Consider the following 19674-nt stretch of genomic DNA (forward strand, 5'->3'; position numbering starts at 1 on the left):
ATGATCAAGCGTCGCGAAGTACAGGCCGAACAAGCCCTCGAAGCCGATGATATGGCGCTCGAGGTGTTCATTCATGCGCTCAAACTGCGTCATGGCTACGATTTTTCGGGGTATTCGCGGGCATCGCTCAAGCGCCGCGCGCTCGAACTCGCGCGCAAGCTTGGGGTCGAGCGCCTGGGTGATCTGATTCCCAGCACGCTCTACGAGCCCGCGCTGGTGCGCGAGATCGTGTCGCATTTGTCGGTGCCGGTATCGTCGCTGTTTCGCGATCCGGAAGTGTTCCTGCGCCTGCGCGAAGAAGTATTGCCGATGCTGGCGTCCTGGCCACGAATCAATATCTGGCTGGCCGGCTGTGCCTATGGCGAAGAGGTGTATTCGCTGGCGATCATGCTGGCCGAGGCCGAGCTGACCCAGCGCTCGCAGATCTATGCCACGGATTTCAACGACTACGCGCTCGAACGCGCCGCCGAAGGGATCTTCGATCGCAAGAATCTGGCCGAATACCGCAGCAACTATACGGCGTCCGGCGGCCGGGCCCGGCTTTCGGACTATTATCACGCCCGCTACGACCTCATGCGCATGCGCCGTGAGCTGCTCGAACGGGTGGTGTTCGCCCATCATAATCTCGTCACCGACGGCGTGTTCGCCGAGGCGCATCTGATTATGTGCCGCAACGTGCTGATCTACTTCACCCAGCCACTCAAGGATCGGGTGCTCGAACTGTTCGCCGATAGCCTGGTGCGTGGCGGCTTTCTTGTGCTGGGCAACAAGGAAGCGTTAAGCCCGTCCTCGCCCGTAGCGGATCGTTTCGAATTGGTTAGTGCCAACGATCGCATCTACCGGCTCAAGGGAGCGCTGTGATGGGCGATTCGGATTATGCGGCGCTGGCGATCGGGGGCTCGGCCGGTAGCCTCGAAGTGGTCTGCGCGCTGCTCGAAGGCCTGATCGCGCCCACGCGACTGGCGGTGGTCATCTGCCTGCATACAGCCAGTCGCGAAGTCGACGAGTTGTGTGCCGTGCTGTCGCGCTATTCGCCGGTGCCCGTGGTCGAAGCCCGCGACAGTGCACCCGTCGCGCGCAACAAGGTGCATGTCGCCGGCGGCGGCTACCATCTGCTTGTCGAGCGCGCGGCGACATTCGCCCTGTGTGCGGGTCCGCGTATTCAGTATGCACGCCCGAGCATCGATGTCCTTTTCCAATCCATGGCCGAAACCTATCGGCGCTACCTGGCCGGCATGCTGCTTTCCGGCGCCAATGCGGATGGTGCGGCCGGTTTGCAGGCGATCCATCGTCTGGGCGGGCTGACCATCGTGCAGCGCCCGGATACCGCGAGCGCCCCGGTCATGCCACAGTCCGCATTGAAACGATTCGATCCCGATCGGCAGAATACACCCGGTCAACTCGTAGACGCCGTGCGCGGTCTATCCCAGGGAGCACGGTGAAAGATGATGTCCAACCCCGATAGTTCGTCCGACTACGCGCGACCGCGCATATTGGTCGTCGACGATCTGTATGCCAATCGACTGGCGATGCGGCGCGTGCTGGCCACACTGCAGGTCGACGTGATGGAGGCCGAAAGCGGCAACGACGCGCTGGCGGCCTGTATCGACACCGAATTCGCGCTCATCCTGCTGGATGTGCAGATGCCGGGCATGGATGGCATGGAGGTCGCCCAGTTCCTGCACGGCGAGGAATCGACCCAGCATACCCCGGTCATCTTCGTGACCGCCGGCGCGACTGACGATATGGATCGGCTCAAGGGCTACGACGTGGGCGCGGTCGACTACATCACCAAACCGCTCAACCCCTCGTTGCTCTCGGCGAAGGTACGCAACTTCATCGAGCTTTATGAAAGCCGGCGTGCGCTCAAGCAGGCCCTGGCCGAACTCGACGAGCGCAACAGCCAACTCGAGCGCGAAATCGAAGAACGTCGTCGCGCCGAGGATCGTGCCCAGCAGCTGGCGACCCACGATGCCCTGACGGGGCTGCCCAATCGACTACTGTTTCTCGATCGGCTGGCCACGAGCATGCAGCGAGCCAGGCGCAACGGTCAGATCTTTGCGCTGGGCTATATGGATCTGGACGGCTTCAAACCCATTAACGACGAATTTGGTCATGGCATCGGCGATATCACGCTCCAGACCATTGCCGACCGGCTGCGCGAGAATACGCGCCAGACCGATACGGTCGCACGCTTCGGTGGCGACGAATTCGCGCTGATCCTGGAAAACGTGGACGACGAAGACACCTGTATCGGCCTGTGCGAAGAATTACGGGCGCGTCTGAGCGCGCCCATTTCATTGCCGTGCGCGGGCGGCACCAACGGAATCAGCGTCGGGGTGAGCATCGGTCTGGCCTTCTACCCGGCCAATGGTCAGAACGCCGATCGGCTGATGCACAATGCCGACCGGGCGTTGTATACGGTCAAGCAGACCGGCAAGGGCGCGGTGCATATTTTCAGCGCCGCCGATGACGACGATGCCCATGTCCACGGCGCCCAGGTTCACGCCAAGATGCGTTAGCGCCGGACGCTACGAGCGGTATTGCCCGGCTTGCGGATCACGTGCCTGACGCGACCGGCAGCGGGCGCGCGATAGCCTGTTTCAGGACGACAGCCCGTCGTCGCGTTCGTCGTCCACCGGCGCATCGAAATCCGCGACGCGCTCGCCGTCGCCTTCGGCGAGCAGTTGATCGACACGTAGTTCCGCCTGTTTGAGCGTCTGCTGGCAGGCGCGCGCCAGCGTTACGCCGCGTTCGAACTTGGCCAGGGCCTGTTCGAGCGATACGTCGCCACTTTCGAGCGCCTCGACCAGCGCTTCGAGTTCGGTGACCGATTCTTCAAAGGCCGCCAGACGGGGCTGGCTGTCGGCGGGCTCGGCGGGTGTGGTGTCTTTGGCCATGCGGTGTCTTTGCTCGGCGAAAATCTGGGCGAACAGTCTACTGGAATCGCCATGGGCATAGCGCGGGTAAAACAGGGCTCTATTGCCAGCGTTGTCGCCTTGGCTTAACGTGCCGCGCATTCGCCGATACACGGTCTGTGCAGGTCAACGCGCACCGACCGCGGCCATTGCAAGCAAGAAGAGGGCCCATGGCCAGCCGCTACGACGCTGCCGATATTGAAGTACTGTCCGGACTGGACCCGGTGCGTAAACGCCCGGGCATGTTCACGGATACTGCCCGGCCGAACCATCTCGCCCAGGAAGTCATCGACAACAGCGTCGACGAGGCGCTGGCCGGCCATGCCACCGAAATCGAGGTGGTGCTGCATGCCGATGGCTCGCTATCGGTGACCGACAATGGTCGCGGCATGCCGGTGGATGTGCATCCCGAGCAGGGTGTACCGGGTATCGAGCTGATTCTGACTAGGCTGCATGCCGGCGGGAAGTTCTCCAACAAGCAGTATCAGTTCTCGGGCGGGCTGCACGGCGTGGGCGTATCGGTGGTCAACGCGCTGTCGAGTTCGCTGGTCGCCCAGGTCTGGCGTGGCGGCACGCATTACGAAATGCGTTTCGCCGGCGGCGAGCTGGAAAGCCCGCTGACTGAAATCGGCAGCTGTGCCAAGAACAAGACCGGCACCAAGCTGCATTTCGACCCCGATCCGCAGTATTTCGACAGTCCCCGTTTTGCCACGGCCCGGCTCAAGCATCTGTTGCGGGCCAAGGCCGTGTTGTGTCCGAACCTCAAGGTGCATTTCGTCGACGAGGCCGGCGAGGAAGACATCACTTGGCAGTATGCCGACGGTCTGGCCGACTATATGGCCGATGCGCTCGATGGTATCGACTGCGTGATCACGCCGGCGTTTACCGGCGGCGAAGACGGCGGTAGCCAGACCGTCGACTGGGCGCTGACCTGGCTCGCCCCCGAGCAACCGGGCGTGGACGGCGTGGCCGAAAGCTATGTGAACCTCATTCCCACCGCGTCCGGCGGTACCCACGTCAACGGTCTGCGCTCCGGCCTGACCGAGGCCGTGCGCGAATTCTGCGAATTCCGCAATCTGCTGCCGCGCGGCGTGAAGATCGCGCCCGAAGACGTGTGGTCGGGCTGTACCTATGTGCTGTCGGTCAAGATGAACGAGCCGCAGTTCTCGGGTCAGACCAAGGAGCGCCTGTCCTCGCGCGATATCAGTGGGTTCGTATCCAACGCGGTCAAGGATGCGTTTTCGCTCTGGCTCAATCGCCATGCAGAAACCGGCGAGCAGCTGGCCGCCCAGATCATCGGCAATGCCCAGGCCCGTGCGCGCAGCGCCAAGAAGGTCAAACGCAAGCGCGTGACTGCCGGGCCGGCCTTGCCCGGCAAGCTCACCGATTGCGTGACCGACGATCCGTCCCGATCCGAACTGTTTCTGGTCGAAGGCGATTCGGCCGGTGGCAGTGCCAAGCAGGCACGGGATCGCAACTTTCAGGCGGTGATGCCGCTACGCGGCAAGATTCTCAACTCCTGGGAGGTCGAACCCGCCGATATCATGGCCTCGAACGAGATTCACGATATTTCGGTGGCGCTCGGCCTGGACCCGTCGAGCGACAACTTCGACCGCCTGCGCTACCACAAGATCTGCATTCTCGCCGATGCCGACTCGGACGGCCTGCATATCGCAACGCTGTTGTGTGCGCTGTTCGTCAAGCATTTCCGGCCGTTGGTCGAGCACGGGCATGTGTTCGTGGCCATGCCGCCGCTGTTTCGTATCGATGCCGGCAAGGAAGTCTTCTATGCGCTCGACCGCGACGAGCGCGACGTGATCCTGCGCCGGCTGGAAAACGAAAAGAAAAAGCGCAAGATCAGCGTCACCCGCTTCAAGGGCTTGGGCGAGATGAGCGCACTCCAGCTGCGCGAGACCACCATGGCCCCCGATACGCGCCGACTGGTACAGCTGTCGATCGACCCGGAAGCCGGCAGCGCGATGAGCGTCGACGAGCTGCTGGATATGCTGCTGGCCAAGAAACGCGCCGCCGATCGCCGTAGCTGGCTGGAAGCACGCGGCCACGAAGCCGATACCGACTGATCGACGCTGCGGCCACCGCGTCGCGATCGGCGCCTTCGCGTGCCGCGTTACTGCCTCGGTGTGTCGGCGCCGAGGCGCGGTGTCGCGGGCGTTTGGGCGGTAAATAGGCGCTCGCTTCACCGTGGCGTGAGGCTATTGGCCCGGTCGTTGGGCCCTGGTTCTGCCTGCGCTGCGGGGCCGGCATGAACGCGCGCACCCGTGCGCCACCCCGGCATTCAATTTACGCCGCTACGCGTCGATATTCTGGGCACGAGTCGCTGAGTCGCATGCGGCTTTCACCTGCGACGGCCGGGCCGGTCCACTTCAGCTATGTAGAAGCGCCCAGGTCGGAGCTTCAACACGCGTTGTGCGCCGATATGTCCGTCGATGAAAAACAATCAGGGCGCTTTGAAGCCGGGAAGCTGAGTTGGCTATTGCAGTTTCCCGAACCGATCGAAGCACGCTACGAAGCCGCGCACGGTCGCCAGCGCGTGGCCACGATGCGCGCGAGCATCGTCGTCGGTTTGCTCATCTACAACCTCTACAACATCACCAGCGTCGTGCTGTTGCCGGATATCCTCTGGTCGACGGTCGCGGTCCGCGTGCTCGGGGTGACCGTAGTCGCGGTGGTATTCGCGGTGTGCCTGGACGGCTTGTCGGCGCGCTGGCGCGAACGTCTGGCGCTAATCAGCCTGTTGGGCGCGGCACTGCTGCCGATCGGCTTTTACTGGGTGTCGAACGCGGCTTATGCCGGCTATACCGTCGGCGAATTCGGGCTGATGCTGGCGTACGGGAATATGCTGCTATGCCTGCGCTTCGTGCATGCGCTGGTGTTTACGGCGGTGCATGTGAGTGTCACCTTGCTCGCCTTCGATACCAAGCCGGGGGGCGATCCCGGCCTCCAGTTCGCGTTTTCGTTGCAGGTCGTCAGCGCCGCGATATTCACGCTCTATGCGAACTATCGTACCGAGCGTCAGCGCTGCACCGGTTATCTCACGGCATTGGCTGCGTGGCAGCGCTCGGCGAATGCGGAGTCCGTGAGCCAGCGCTACAAGACCATGTCGCGCACTGATTCGTTGACCGGGTTGCTCAACCGGCGGGCGCTCGACGAAGAACTCCAACGCTGGTTTCGCGGCTCGCGGCGCCCGCAGGAGGCGGGCCTGGCCGTGATCATGCTCGATATCGATCATTTCAAACCCTATAACGACTGCCTCGGTCATCCGGCCGGGGACCGTTGCCTGGGCCAGGTTGCCAAGGTCTTGCGTTCGATCAGCGCACGCCATGGGGCGTTGTGTACGCGTTTCGGCGGCGAGGAGTTCGTGATCGTGGTATTCGATATCCAACCCGGACAGGCACAAGCCGTGGCGGACGAACTGGCTGACGGCGTCAGGGCGCTCGACATACCGCATCCCGCGCGGCCCGATGGCAAGCACTGCATCACGGTGAGCGTAGGCGTGGCCATGACGCGTCCGGGCGGCGGTTCGCACGATGCAGACAGCCTCCTCGCGGCCGCGGACGAGGCGCTCTACAGCGCGAAGGACAACGGGCGCGACCGGATCGAATTCCCGGCGATCGCGTAGCCGCGGTCCGACGAGCGGTTGCGCTTGCATGTATCGGCGCGGGTCGATGCCGGTGCGGCCACGCCGCACGCGCCGACAGGCGGGTCTCGGGCTCACATGCATTCGGGTCTTGCGTTTGCTCGCTTTGTGCGCGCGGGTTAACGTCTCGCGCGGTGGCGCGTATGCGGCCACGGGGGCGGACGCTGTTCCGCGCGCTGGCCGATCCGGTTTCGATTCAACCTTGCAGGCGTTTTTTCACGATGGCCCAGACCCTTGCGCACGATAACGAGCGTATGCCGCTCAATGCCTTCGCCGAGAAGGCGTATCTCGACTATGCGATGTACGTCATTCTCGACCGCGCCTTGCCGCATGTCGGTGATGGGCTCAAGCCGGTACAGCGTCGCATCGTCTATGCCATGTCGGAACTGGGCCTGTCGGCCGCCTCCAAGCCGAAGAAGGCGGCGCGTACGGTGGGCGACGTGATCGGCAAGTTCCATCCGCATGGCGATTCGGCCTGCTACGAGGCCATGGTGATCATGGCCCAGCCGTTTTCCTATCGCTATCCGCTGATCGATGGCCACGGCAACTGGGGCACGGCGGACGATCCGAAATCGTTTGCGGCGATGCGCTATACCGAATCGCGCCTGACGGCCTACGCGGCAACGCTGTTATCCGAACTGGGCCAGGGCACGGTCGACTGGCAGCCCAACTTCGACGGCACGCTCAACGAGCCGGTGACACTGCCGGCGCGTCTGCCCAACGTGCTTCTGAACGGCGGCACCGGCATCGCGGTGGGCATGGCCACGGATATTCCGCCGCACAACCTGCGCGAAGTCGCCGAGGCAACAGTGCATCTGTTGCACAACCCCGAGGCCGATCTGGACGCGCTTTGCGAATACCTGCCGGCGCCGGATTTTCCCACTGGCGCGGAAATCATCACGCCCGCTGAAGAGCTTCGCGAGCTCTATGCCAAGGGCAACGGCATCGTGCGCGTACGCGCGACTTACACGATCGAAAACGGCGAGATCGTGATCGACGCGTTGCCGTATCAGACCTCCGGCGCACGCGTGCTCGAGCAGATCGCCGGTCAGATGGCGGCCAAGAAGCTGCCCATGGTGTCGGATCTGCGCGATGAGTCCGACCACGAAAACCCCACGCGCCTGATCATCGTGCCACGCAGCAACCGCGTGGATACCGAAGCGCTCATGGCGCATCTGTTCGCGACCACGGGGCTGGAAAAGGGCATCCGCGTCAATCTCAACGTGATCGGCCTCGACGGCGCCCCTCGGGTGAAGAACCTGCGCGAAATTCTCACCGAATGGTTGACCTATCGCCGCCAGACGGTCACCCGCCGGCTCGAACATCGGCTCGATGCGGTGATGGATCGCCTGCATATTCTCGAAGGCCTGCTGACTGCCTATCTGAATATCGACGAAGTCATTCATATCATCCGCACCGAGGATGAGCCCAAGCCGGTGATGATGGAGCGCTTCGGCTTGACCGGCACCCAGACCGATGCGGTGCTGGACCTGCGCCTGCGTCATCTCATGAAGCTCGAAGAGTTCAAGATTCGCGGCGAACAGGAAGAACTGGAAGCCGAACGCAAGACGCTGGAAGCCATCCTCGGCTCGCGCAAGAAGCTGGATACGCTCATCGGCGACGAAATCATGGCCGATGCCGAAAAATACGGCGATGCCCGGCGTAGCCGCCTGGTCGAACGCGGCCAGGCCAAAGCCCTGTCGGAAGCCGATCTGCTCCCCAGCGAACCGATTACGGTCGTGCTGTCGCGCCAGGGCTGGATTCGTGCGGCCAAGGGCCATGATGTCGATGCCGCGGGGCTGAATTTCCGTAGTGGCGACGACTATCTAACCCACGCGGTGGGGCGTAGCAACCAAACGCTGATCGTGCTCGATTCCACCGGTCGTAGCTATACGCTGGCAGCCCACAAGCTGCCGTCCGCGCGCGGGCAGGGCGAGCCGCTTACCGGCAGTCTCAATCCGGCGGACGGCGCGCGTTTCGTGGGTATCGCCCTCGGCGACGACGACACGCGTTGCGTACTCGCGAGTACCGCCGGCAATGCCTTTGCTACGACGCTGGGCGAGATCAGCAGCCGCAACAAGAGCGGCAAAGCCGCGCTCAGCGTGGGCAAGAACGCCGATGCGCTTGCGCCCGCGCCGATCGCCGGCGACGATCCGGAAGTCTGTGTGGTCACCAGTTCGGGGCAATTGCTGTGCCTGCCGCTCGATGAACTACCCCAGCTCGCCAAGGGCAAGGGCAACAAGCTCATTTCGCTCAAGAAGGACGAAAAGGTCGTCGCGCTGGCCGCACTTGCAGCCAGCGCGGTGCTCACGGTCTATAGCGGCAAGCGGCACATGACGCTCAAGGCCGGCGAGCGCGATGCCTATCGCGGCCCACGTGCCTCACGTGGTAAGCGCCTGCCACGCGGCTTTACGCAGGTGCAGGCAGTACAGGTCGAAAACTGATCTGGCGCGGGGTCTTTCAGTTGTTCGCGATCCGGGGAAAGACAAGACAAGTCAGTCCGCAAATGAACGCGGATACACGCGAATGAAAGCGCGCGGGGCGATTGGATGCGCGATCGTGCTCTCGGGCTCCGGTGCGACGCTGAGGGTCGGTTGCCGGGCACCGTAAGGTGTGTGTGCAAAGCAATGCCTGGGCTTAGCCCTTTTATTATTTGCGTTAATTGGCGTTCATTCGCGGTCAGTTTTGCCTTGCGGATACCGGCACGGTGTCGAGGCGCGACTTGCGCTTAGTGGGCCACCATTCAAAGGCATGTTGGTCCGCAAATGAACGCGAATACACGCGAATGAGGGAGCGCGGGGCGGTGGGGCCGATCGCACTCTCGGGCTCCGCTTTGACGCGTACGGACGTCTGACGGATATGTTGAGTGCGTGTTCAAAAGCAATGCCCAGGCTTAGGCCTTTTATCATTTGCGTTAATTGGCGTTCATTCGCGGTCAGTTTTGCCTTGCGGACACCGGCACGGTTTCGTAGCGCGACTTGCGCTTAGTGGGCCACCATTCAAAGGCATGTTGGTCCGCAAATGAACGCGAATACACGCGAATGAAAGCGGGCGGTGTGACGGGGGCGCGACCGCGCTCTCGGGGTCCGCTTTGACGCGTACGGACGTTTCCCAGACATCTTAGGTGCGTGTTCAAAAGCAATGCTCGGGCTGGGGCCTTTTATTATTTGCGTTAATTGGCGTTCATTCGCGGTCAGTCCTGCCTTCAAGGCATAGGCACCGCGTTGAGGATCGCGATTCCCTCGCGGCCAGCTGGCTTTGATGACCACACACGACGCTGAAAACGGGTGAAAAATAAACGCGCGCGTCTATCTTGAAACCAATTCGCTGTTGCGCTATCTAAATCGGTATACCTGCAACCGTAGACCTCATCGATGAAACGTATTGCGCTGTTTTTGTTGACCAACATCGCCATCATGCTGGTGCTGACGGTCATTCTTCAGCTGTTCGGCGTCACCAGTCTGCTTGCCGCCAATGGCGTCAATCTCGATCTTCCCTCGCTGCTGATCTTTGCCGCCGTGTTCGGCATGGGCGGTTCGCTGATTTCGTTGGCCATGTCGAAGTTCATGGCCAAGCGCATGACCGGCGCGCAGGTGATTACGCAACCGTCCAACGCGATGGAAAGCTGGCTGGTTTCCACGGTCACGCGTCAGGCACGCCAGGCGGGTATCGGCATGCCGGAAGTCGCGATCTATGACTCGCCCGATATGAATGCGTTTGCCACCGGCATGAGCCGGAACAGCGCGCTGGTGGCGGTCTCAACCGGCCTGTTGCGCCAGATGAGCCATGATGAAGCCGAGGCGGTGATCGGCCACGAGGTCACGCATGTGGCCAACGGCGACATGGTCACGCTGGCGCTCATTCAGGGTGTGGTGAACACCTTCGTGTTCTTCTTCGCCCATGTGATCGGGCATGTCGTCGATCGCATGGTGCTGCGCAACGAGCGCGGCCACGGCATCGGTTATTTTCTGACCGTGATCTTCGCGGAAATGGTGTTGGGCGTGCTGGCGAGCCTGGTCGTGTTCTGGTTTTCGCGCCGGCGCGAGTTCGCCGCGGATGCCGGTGGCGCGCATCTGGCCGGCCGGGCCAAGATGATCGGTGCGCTGCGCCGCCTGCAGGCAGGCACGATTGCCACGGAATTGCCCGATCAGATGCAGGCGCTGGGTATTTCCGGCAAGAAGGCGTTAGGCATCAAGCGTTATTTCATGACCCATCCGCCGCTGGAAGAACGCATCGCCGCGCTCGAAAGCGCGGGCGTGCAGCGCGCCTAGGTGTAGCTGGGCCCGGCCGGCGCCAAGGCGTCGGCGCCGGTATCGCAATCTGGAAACCGCCCTAGAGCGTATTGTCTGCGGTATCGCCGGCCAGTGCTTCGGTGTCGGGCTCCTGGATGAAATGGCCCTGCACATAGTTGATGCCGGCCTGCCAGAGACGCGCCATGCTGTTGGCGTCCTCGATCTGTTCAGCGATGAGCGGAATCTCGCGCTCGCGGGCGCTGGCAATGATATGGGCCAGGCGTTCATCCTGTTCGCGGCCCAGCATCTGGCGGGCGAAATCGGGCGCGAGCTTGATGAAGTTGGCCGGCATGCGATCGAGCACCTGCACGGCTTTAGGCGTGCTGCCATAGTGGGTCAGGGCCACACGAAAGCCGGAATCCGTTAGCGATTCCGCCAGCTGCGTGGCCGGTCGCACATGACTGCGCACGTCGTCTTCACGGAAACTGAAGATGAGCGCGCTCGGCTCGATCGGGTGCTGCTCGATCGCGCTGGCCAGCCAGGTCGCGAACGCTTCGCCGTCCTTGATAGTGGCGGGCGAGAGTTTCACGAACAGAATGATCTCGGTGGCCTTGGCTTTTTGTTGCCAGATGACATCGATCGCACGTTGCACCACCCAGCGATCGATCGCCGGCATCATGTTGGCCTGTTCGGCTGCGGGCAGGAATTCGCCCGGGCGAACCAGCGCGCCGCGATCGTCGACATAGCGCAGGAGTACGTCGAAATACGGCTGGCTGTCACCCGCAAGGCTGGTAACGCCTTGATAGGCGAGGTTGAAGCGGTCGTGATCGAGTGCTTCGCGCAGGCGTTCCACCCAGGCATCGCGGCCTTCGTCGCCGGTGCTTTCGCCACTGTCGACGATGCATTTCTGACAGGCGTTACCGCCGTCCTCGCGCAGTTCGTAGACCGTATCCATCAGCCGCTGCAGGCGTGCGTCGTTCTGTGCCGAGCCGCCGGAGAGCACGCAGTAGGCCAGGCTCGAAGACAGTCGGGTGCCGTGCCGGTCATCGCCGAAGACCTCGCCGGAGATCGCGCTATGCAGACTCTGGGCGAATTCCTCGATCTCGTTGACCGAATGGCGTTCGACGATCGTCACGTATTCGCCGGCGCCAAAGCGAAATACACGATCTTCACCCCGAATGGCCTGCAGCAGGTACAGGCCCACTTCCTGGAGCAGTAGATCGCTTTCCGCCAGGCCGAACTGATCCTGCAAGCCGGAAATCTCGTCGACGGCGATAAAGACCATGCCGAGCACATATTCCTTGGCCCGGCTGACCGTATGCGAAAGCACCGAATGCAGCGCCATGCGCCCGTCCAGCGCCGGGCCGCGGGCCGCCTCGCCGGTGCGGCGTTCGCTATCCACCGATTGCAGCACGACGTTGGTACGGCGTTCGTCGCCTTTTTCGGCGACCCCGGGCGTCAGGAGTGCCCGCACGCTCTGGCGGTGATTCAGATGCGTGGTCAGGTCGAAGACCAGCGATGCATCGGATTGCTCGGTCGTCACCTGGTCGAGCGCGTTGGAAAACCGGTCGCGGTCGTGCGGGGCCACCCGATCGAGCAGATCGATGCCACGCGCGCTTTCGGTATCGTTCACGCCGATCAGGCGGGCGAAGGCCGGGCTCGGATCGGCGACCCGCTGGCCCACCAGCGTCGCGCGCGCATCCTGACCGTGGCTGAGCAGCACATCGAGACGGCGCTGGGTCTGGTTGAGCCGCTGGGCGGCATCCTGGAGTTCCACGCGTACGCGCCCGATCTCGAGCGCCTGACGCAGGCGCAGTTCGAGCAGATCGGTCTCGGCGAGCGGGACCACGTCGAATGCACCGTCTTCAAGCGCATCGGCGCGCGTGAGCCCGGCGTCGCCATCGTCGAGCACGATCACCGGGGCAAGTCCGGCCAGCCCATGCACGAGCCCGAGTTCGCGGCGCGCGCGGCTGTCTTCGCTGTGACAGTGCAGGGCGATGACCGCCACGCCGGAAATGGCGTCTTGCTCGCCCAACTGGCTCGGGTCCTCGCAGCGGATCAGATCCACCGGGTCATTGCTGTCGTCGAGCAGCGTGCGAATACGCTCGAAGACGGCGTCCTCGGCGGTGATCGCCATGACCGCTAGGGTCTTGCCGACCCCGGTGCCGGGTACAGATGCCGTTTTGTGCTGGTTCAATCCTTACCCCTTTCAGATCCTCGCGTATCGGCCGCGCTCGGGCCGGCGTCATGACCGAACACCTGCTTGGCCGCGTCGCCGGCGGTTTCCCGTGCCAGTCTGGGCACCAGATAGCCGGGCAGACGCGCGGCGACCCGGTCGACCAGATCGCGGGCACGCGCCAGATCGACTTCGAAATGCGCGCTACCGGCGACTCGGTCGAGCAGGTGCAGATAGTACGGCATCACACCGAGCGCAAAGAGTCGTTCGCTGAGTTCTATCAATGTATCGACTCGATCGTTCACCTTCTTGAGCAGAACTGCCTGATTGAGCAGGGTGGCACCCGCTGCGCGCAGTTCGGCCAGCCGCGCGCCGACGGTATCGTCGAGCTCCTGCGCGTGGTTGGCATGGATGACGATCACGCACTGCTGAGGGCGTTCGCGTACCCAGGCGACAAGCCCGGCATCGATGCGTTCGGGCAGAACCACGGCGGTGCGCGTATGGATGCGGATGCGCGTGACGTGATCGATGTCATCCAGCGCACGCGCCAGCGCATCGAGACGCGCATTGCTCAGCGACAGCGGATCGCCGCCGGAAAGAATGACTTCGTTGATGCTTGGGTCGGCGGCGATATGCGCCAGCGCGGCTTCGCCCTGGCGCGCGCCCGCATGCTGGTTGGCATAGTCGAAATGCCGCCGAAAGCAATATCGGCAATGCACCGCGCACGCGCCGGTGGTTACCAGCAGCGCGCGCCCGTGGTATTTGTGCAGTACGCCGTCGCCGAGCGCGCTGGTGTGATCGCCGACCGCATCGATGCCAAAACCGGGCACGGTTTCGTTTTCCGCCGCGATCGGCAGCACTTGGCGCAATAGCGGATCGTTGATATCGCCGCGGCGCATGCGCGCGATATAGCTGCGGGGCACGCGCAGGGCGAAGCCGGTGTGAACCTCGGCCAGCAGGCGCCGCTCGGCCTCGTCGAGCTCGAGTAGCGCGCAGAGCGTATCGATATCGGTCACCGCCTCGCGCATGGCCTGCTGCCAGCCGTGACCGGTTTGCGATAGACTGGCGCGCTTTCGGGCAGGCGCGCGCAAGGTCTCGACTTGGGCGTGATGCATGGCGGCCAGTGTAGAGCGCCGCCTGCGCTGCGCCAACCGGGCGCGCCGCGGGCGCGCGGTTTTCAACCAACCAGAAACAAGCTTTTATGGCGACCTTCAATACCAACCAGTTCAAGGGCGGGCTCAAGATCATTCTCGATGGCGATCCCTGTGCCATCGTCGAGAACGAGTTCGTCAAGCCCGGCAAGGGCCAGGCCTTCAATCGCGTCAAGATCCGCAATCTCAAGACCAACCGCGTGATCGAGCGCACCTTCAAGTCGGGCGATAGTGTCGAAGCCGCCGACGTCATGGATGTGGATTTGCAGTATCTCTACCACGACGGCGAGTTCTGGCATTTCATGGAGCCGAACAGCTTCGAGCAGTATCAGGCCGGCGAAGCCGCGGTCGGCGATGCCACCAAATGGCTCAAGGCCCAGGACACCTGCAGCGTGACCCTGTGGAACGGCACGCCGTTGCAGGTCGACCCGCCCAATTTCGTGACCCTGACGGTCACCGAAACCGATCCCGGCGTACGGGGCGACACCTCGGGCGGCGGCGGCAAGCCGGCCACGCTGGAAACCGGGGCGGTGGTGCGCGTGCCGCTGTTCATCGAAGAAGGCGAAACACTCAAGATCGATACCCGCAAGGGCGAGTACGTCTCCCGCGCCAACGAAGGCTAGGCGGGCAACGCAGCTAAACCCGGGGTTGGCGATGACCGACTGGCGCCCGGGCGCGACCCGGGCCACGCTCGTGCGCCGCGCGCGCCTGCTGGCCGATATGCGCGCATTCATGGCCGATCGCGACGTGCTGGAGGTAAGCACGCCGCTGATCGCGCGCGCCGCGCCGGCCGAACGTGGGCTCGCGGGTATGCAGGTCGAGCAGGGCGGCTATCTCGTGCCGTCGCCGGAACATGGCCTGAAACGCCTGCTTGCCGCCGGTACGGGCGCGATCTACCAGCTCGGGCCGGTGTTTCGCGCCGGCGAGGCCGGGCGTTGGCACAACCCCGAATTCTGGATGCTGGAATGGTATCGCCCCGGCGCGACCATGGCCGACATGGTGGCCGAGACCGCGGATCTGATCGAAGCGGTGGCGGGCGTGGCCTGCGGCGGCGTGCGCGAATACCGCCAGGTGTTCGCGGCCGTGACCGGGCTCGATCCGATCGATAGCCCGGTCGGCGAACTTGCCGATTGGGCGCGCCGACATCAGCTCGCGCCCGCGACGGCCGATGCCGAAGACGACCGCGCTTTCTGGCTCGATCTGATCATGAGCCTGGCCGTTCAACCCACGCTCGGGCGCGACGCGCCGGAATGTGTGGTCGATTTTCCGGCGGATGACGCGGTGCTGGTCGCCACCGACGCCACGCGGGCCGGTATCGCCCATCGCTTCGAATGGTTCTGGCAGGGCGTGGAGCTGGCCAATGGCGCGCGCGAGCTCACCGATGCCGATATCGCACGCCAACGCATGCAACGTGAACGGCGCCTGGGCGCGACCGATGAGGGGCATCCGGCCGCGCTCGACGAACGCCTGCTGGCGGCGATGGATGCCGGCTTACCCGAGTGCGCGGGTGTGGCGCTGGGCGTGGATCGGCTGCTGGCTTTAATCTGTGGTTTCGAGGGTATTGGCGAGGCGCTAACGTTTGATTGGTTGCGCCGCTGATCGCGTTCATTCAAGCAAGCGGGTTGTGCGCAAATGAACGCGAAGGCAGGCGAATAAATTGAACAAAAGGACGTGTAGGTTGGCCTGGGTCGGAGGCCTTGAGCCAATAGGCGGTGGCGCCTTGGCGTCCTTCGGTGACGCGGATCAATTTGATCCTACGGGCTTCGTCCGTTGTTGGATTACGCTTCGCTAATCCAACCTACGCCCTGGACCGGCAGGCCGTAAGCCAACATGCATCGACCAGCTTGGCGTGGTTCAGCGACGTGCATTGGATCGGTTCCACGGGCTTCGTTTGTTGTTGGGTTACGCTTCGCTAACCCAACCTACGTCCTTTCGCTGGCGGTCGCATCGTTGTCCGTCATTTGCGCGCTTGGCGTTCATTTGTGGACGAGTTGCTTTTTGGGAGCGCCGCCGACCGAGCCCGCGCCATACTCGCGTATTGTCTTGAAACGTTCTCTCAGGCGCCGCTGCCCAGGCGCGCGATCGGATCGCCCAGGCGTACGGGCTGACCGTTGAACAGGGCCTCGTCCCAACCCAGCGCGCCGGGGCCGAACAGCAGGATCACGCTGGAGCCGATCGAGAAGCGGCCCATTTCCTCGCCACGGGCGTAGTAGGCGTTTTCCAGCGTGGCGTCGATGAAGCTCTCTTCGCGCGGTGCGCGCCGATGCGGCGGGCACAGCTGACCGGCCCAGCGCGTATGGATTCCGCCGACGATGAATGCGCCCACCATGACCAGTGCCATGGGCCCGACCGCGGTATCGAAGAGCGTCACCAGGCGTTCGTTACGGGCGAACAGGCGCGGGATCGCACGCACGCAGCGCGGGTTCACGCCGAACAGCCGTCCCGGCACGTAGCGCATTTCGCGTACACAGCCATCCAGCGGCATATGTACGCGGTGATAGTTGCTCGGCGCCAGATAGAAGGTGGCATAGGAGCCGCCCAGAAATGCGGCCGACCAGGCTTCGCTGCCGCCGACGAGCGTGCGCAGGTCGTAGGCCATGCCTTTGGTCTGGCAGATCATGCCGGTACGAGCCGCGCCGAAGGCGCCGAGCGTACCGTCGACCGGCGACACGATCCGTTCGCGGTCCTCGGGCAGCGGGCGTTGGCCCGGCGCGAGTGCACGGGTGAAAAACGCGTTGAAGCTGGAATAGGCCGTCGGATCGGGCTGGGCCGCCTCGCGCATGTCGATATCCGGATACAGGCGCATGAAGGCATTGATCAGCGCCTGTTTGAGCCAGGGTAGGCGCGCGCGCGCCAATGCATGGGCGGCGCGCGAGATCGCACGGGTGGGCAATAGCCACAGCAAGGCGGCGAAAAGCCGGTCGCCCGTGCTTGCCGGGTTCGATGAAGCCATGATCGCGGGTCGGTGAATCGGTCAATGCGGGCAGGGTAGCGTCGCTTGCGAAGCTCTGCATAATCCCGCGCGCTCACGCGAAGCGCCGTCGCGTGAGCGCGGCGTGCAAACGCGCGTATCGCAGGCGCTTTGTCGGTGTCGCTCGCGAGGTTTCGACGAGCCGGCGCAAAGCCCCGGCCGCCAAGCGGTTTGGGCGCGAATTAGTGATGAGCGCGCAGCCAGGCGCGACTCGCGATCGGGGCCAGCGCCGCGCGCACAGGTTTTATCGCGATGTATCGGGGCGGGCCTGGCGCCGCGCGATCGATCGCGCAGAGCGAGTCGGGCCGCGCAAAGGGCGGATGTGGTTTATCCTTGCGCGAAACGGCGCGGCGCGCCACGACAATTGCACGACGGTCGGGCCCGGCCAGCAGCCGGGTATGGCCGTTTTCAGGCTAAATACGAGCAGGTATGACGCAGCACGAAAACACCGAAATCGCCGCCACGCTCACGCGCGTACTCGACTATATCCGCTGGGGCGCATCGCGTTTTGCCGCGGCCGGCCTGGCTTTCGGCCACGGCAGCGACAATGCCATCGACGAGGCGGCGCATCTGGTGCTCGATACGCTGGGCCTGGATGCGAGCCTGCCGGATGCCTATCTCGACAGCACGCTCACCTTCGAAGAGCGCGACGCGGTCATTCAGATCATCGAGCAGCGTATCGAAAGCCGTAAGCCGGCGGCCTATATCACGCAAAAGGCCTGGTTCGCGGGCCTCGAGTTTTTTGTCGACGAACGGGTGATCGTGCCGCGTTCGCCGATCGCCGAGCTTATCGAAACCGACTTCCAGCCGTGGCTGGGCCATCGCGAGCCGCTATCGATTCTGGATCTGTGTACCGGCAGCGGGGCAATTGCCATCGCCTGTGCGCTGGCGTTTCCCGAGGCACGGGTGGTGGCCACCGATGCCAGCAGCGATGCCCTGGATGTGGCCCGGATCAATAGCGACAAGCACGATATCGGCCCGCAGGTGGAATACGTACAGGCCGATCTGTTCGACGGTCTGGCCGAACAACGCTTCGACCTGATCGTGACCAATCCGCCGTATGTCACCCAGGACGAATGGTCGGGGCTGGCGCCGGAGTATCGCCATGAGCCGGGTTTTGCCTTTCATGGCGACAGCGACGACCTGTCGCTGGTGGCACGGCTGTTATTCGACGCCCGCGACTATCTCAGCGAAGATGGACTGCTGGTGCTGGAAGTCGGTTACAGCGCGTTCGCGCTGGAACAGACTTACCCGGACCTGCCGATAACATGGATAGAACTCCAGCGCGGGGGATTGGGCGTGGGCGTTCTGGAAGCGCAGGATCTCGATGCCTGGGTGGAAGCCCAGTCCGAAGTCGCGCAATAGTTTTTCGACGAGCTGAATAGATATGGCAGGCAATACCTGGGGCGAGCGATTCACGGTCACGACCTTCGGCGAAAGCCACGGGCCGGCGATCGGCTGTGTCGTCGACGGCTGCCCGCCCGGCATCGAACTCAGCGAGGCCGATCTGCAGGGCGATCTCGACCGCCGCAAGCCGGGCACCTCGCGTTATGTGACCCAGCGCCGCGAAGACGACTGCGCACGGATTCTATCCGGCGTGTTCGAAGGCCGGACCACCGGCACGCCGATCGGGCTGCTCATCGAAAACACCGATCAGCGCTCGCGCGACTATTCCAAGATCAAGGACGTATTCCGACCCAACCATGCCGACTACGCCTATCTGCAGAAATACGGCATTCGCGACTATCGTGGCGGCGGGCGTTCCTCGGCACGCGAAACCGCGGCCCGCGTGGCTGCCGGCGCGATCGCACGCAAGGTGCTCGCCGATCGTTTTGGCGTGCGTATCCAGGGTTATCTCGCGGCGATGGGGCCGCTGGAACTGGCCTGCGAGGATCTCGACGCGGCCAATCGGAATCCGTTCTTCTGTGCCGAACCGGCGCGTCTCGAGGAACTGGAAAACTATATCAATGCGCTGCGCAAGGATGGCGATTCCATCGGCGCGCGTATCAACGTCGTCGCCACCGGTGTGCCGCCGGGCTGGGGCGAGCCGGTATTCGATCGCCTGGATGCCGAAATCGCCAAGGCGCTGATGAGCATCAATGCGGTCAAGGGCGTGGAGATCGGCGACGGCTTTGCCGTGGTCAATCAGCGCGGCTCCCAGCATCGCGACGAAATGTCGCCGGATGGCTTTGCCAGCAATCATTCCGGCGGTATCCAGGGCGGGATTTCCAGCGGTCAGACGATCCGCGCGAGCATGGCGCTCAAGCCCACGTCGAGCATCATCATTCCCGGCGATACCATCGATACGCAGGGCCAGGCCACGCAAATGCGCACCACCGGCCGGCACGATCCCTGCGTGGGACTGCGGGCCACGCCGATTGCCGAAGCCATGCTCGCGCTGGTGTTGCTCGATCACGCGCTGCGCCATCGCGCCCAGAACGCCGACGTGAACAGTGGCCTGGCGCCGATTGCGTCGGAGCGGGCTTGATCGGTCATGTTTGTCTGGCAACGTCATGACTAAACGGCATAATACGAACGCACCAGAACTCGCTCGGGGGATTTCGTTTC

Annotated in this window: 15 protein-coding genes; 11 read left to right on the forward strand and 4 right to left on the reverse strand. The window is 63.5% G+C overall.

What is annotated here, in order from left to right; genetic code table 11:
- Genes T5B8_RS10320 through T5B8_RS10330 form a run of 3 tightly spaced genes read left to right on the forward strand, consistent with a single transcriptional unit; the run spans position 1 to position 2522 of the window.
- Complete coding sequence (locus T5B8_RS10320; protein ID WP_353178488.1) at positions 1–861, forward strand: CheR family methyltransferase; 861 nt, start codon at positions 1–3, stop codon at positions 859–861.
- On the forward strand, positions 861–1442 hold the full coding sequence (locus T5B8_RS10325) for a chemotaxis protein CheB (RefSeq protein WP_353178490.1): 582 nt from the start codon (positions 861–863) through the stop codon (positions 1440–1442). Before T5B8_RS10320 ends, T5B8_RS10325 begins: the two co-directional genes overlap by 1 nt.
- A 6-nt stretch (positions 1443–1448) precedes the next feature.
- A complete protein-coding gene (locus T5B8_RS10330; protein ID WP_353178491.1) occupies positions 1449–2522 on the forward strand; it encodes a diguanylate cyclase domain-containing protein in 1074 nt (357 codons plus the stop codon).
- Between the two features lie 81 nt (positions 2523–2603).
- On the opposite strand, the gene T5B8_RS10335 is transcribed toward T5B8_RS10330, so the two are convergent.
- Entirely contained in the window at positions 2604–2900 is a 297-nt protein-coding gene (locus T5B8_RS10335) for an exodeoxyribonuclease VII small subunit (RefSeq protein WP_353178493.1), read from the reverse strand.
- A 188-nt stretch (positions 2901–3088) separates the two neighbouring features.
- Between T5B8_RS10335 and parE the strand changes: the two genes are divergently transcribed.
- The 4 genes from parE (at position 3089) to htpX (ending at position 10847) form a co-directional block, all read left to right on the forward strand.
- Positions 3089–4999 carry a DNA topoisomerase IV subunit B gene (parE, locus tag T5B8_RS10340; protein ID WP_353178494.1) on the forward strand — a complete coding sequence of 637 codons (1911 nt, stop codon included), beginning with the start codon at positions 3089–3091 and terminating at the stop codon, positions 4997–4999.
- 356 nt (positions 5000–5355) lie between these two features.
- Complete coding sequence (locus T5B8_RS10345; protein ID WP_353178496.1) at positions 5356–6558, forward strand: GGDEF domain-containing protein; 1203 nt, start codon at positions 5356–5358, stop codon at positions 6556–6558.
- 239 nt (positions 6559–6797) lie between these two features.
- Complete coding sequence (gene parC, locus T5B8_RS10350; RefSeq protein WP_353178497.1) at positions 6798–9020, forward strand: DNA topoisomerase IV subunit A; 2223 nt, start codon at positions 6798–6800, stop codon at positions 9018–9020.
- Between the two features lie 930 nt (positions 9021–9950).
- Positions 9951–10847, forward strand: a complete 897-nt coding sequence (htpX, locus tag T5B8_RS10355; protein WP_353178499.1) for a protease HtpX — start codon at positions 9951–9953, stop codon at positions 10845–10847.
- A 61-nt stretch (positions 10848–10908) separates the two neighbouring features.
- On the opposite strand, the gene T5B8_RS10360 is transcribed toward htpX, so the two are convergent.
- Both T5B8_RS10360 and epmB read right to left on the reverse strand, forming a co-directional pair.
- Positions 10909–13005 (reverse strand): EAL domain-containing protein, encoded by a 2097-nt coding sequence (locus T5B8_RS10360; protein WP_353178501.1) that lies wholly within the window; start codon positions 13003–13005, stop codon positions 10909–10911.
- A complete protein-coding gene (gene epmB, locus T5B8_RS10365; RefSeq protein ID WP_353178503.1) occupies positions 13002–14099 on the reverse strand; it encodes an EF-P beta-lysylation protein EpmB in 1098 nt (365 codons plus the stop codon). The genes T5B8_RS10360 and epmB overlap by 4 nt, the downstream gene beginning before the upstream one ends.
- 86 nt (positions 14100–14185) lie before the next feature.
- On the opposite strand from epmB, the gene efp reads away from it, so the two are divergent.
- Positions 14186–14758: an elongation factor P gene (gene efp / locus T5B8_RS10370; RefSeq protein ID WP_353178505.1), complete on the forward strand. Its 573-nt coding sequence runs from the start codon at positions 14186–14188 to the stop codon at positions 14756–14758.
- A 31-nt stretch (positions 14759–14789) separates the two neighbouring features.
- Entirely contained in the window at positions 14790–15734 is a 945-nt protein-coding gene (gene epmA / locus T5B8_RS10375) for an EF-P lysine aminoacylase EpmA (protein ID WP_353178507.1), read from the forward strand.
- A 457-nt stretch (positions 15735–16191) separates the two neighbouring features.
- On the opposite strand, the gene asd is transcribed toward epmA, so the two are convergent.
- Complete coding sequence (asd, locus tag T5B8_RS10380) at positions 16192–17088, reverse strand: archaetidylserine decarboxylase (protein WP_353178509.1); 897 nt, start codon at positions 17086–17088, stop codon at positions 16192–16194.
- Positions 17089–17535: 447 nt separating this feature from the next.
- Here asd and prmB point away from each other — a divergent pair, with 447 nt between their 5' ends.
- Together prmB and aroC are read left to right on the forward strand one after the other, a co-directional pair.
- Positions 17536–18471, forward strand: coding sequence for a 50S ribosomal protein L3 N(5)-glutamine methyltransferase (gene prmB, locus T5B8_RS10385; RefSeq protein WP_353178511.1), 936 nt, complete (start codon positions 17536–17538; stop codon positions 18469–18471).
- A gap of 22 nt (positions 18472–18493) precedes the next feature.
- Positions 18494–19594: a chorismate synthase gene (aroC, locus tag T5B8_RS10390; RefSeq protein WP_353178513.1), complete on the forward strand. Its 1101-nt coding sequence runs from the start codon at positions 18494–18496 to the stop codon at positions 19592–19594.
- Positions 19595–19674: the final 80 nt, after the last annotated feature.

The sequence above is a fragment of the Salinisphaera sp. T5B8 genome (genome assembly GCF_040361255.1).
Taxonomy (GTDB): Bacteria; Pseudomonadota; Gammaproteobacteria; order Nevskiales; family Salinisphaeraceae; genus Salinisphaera.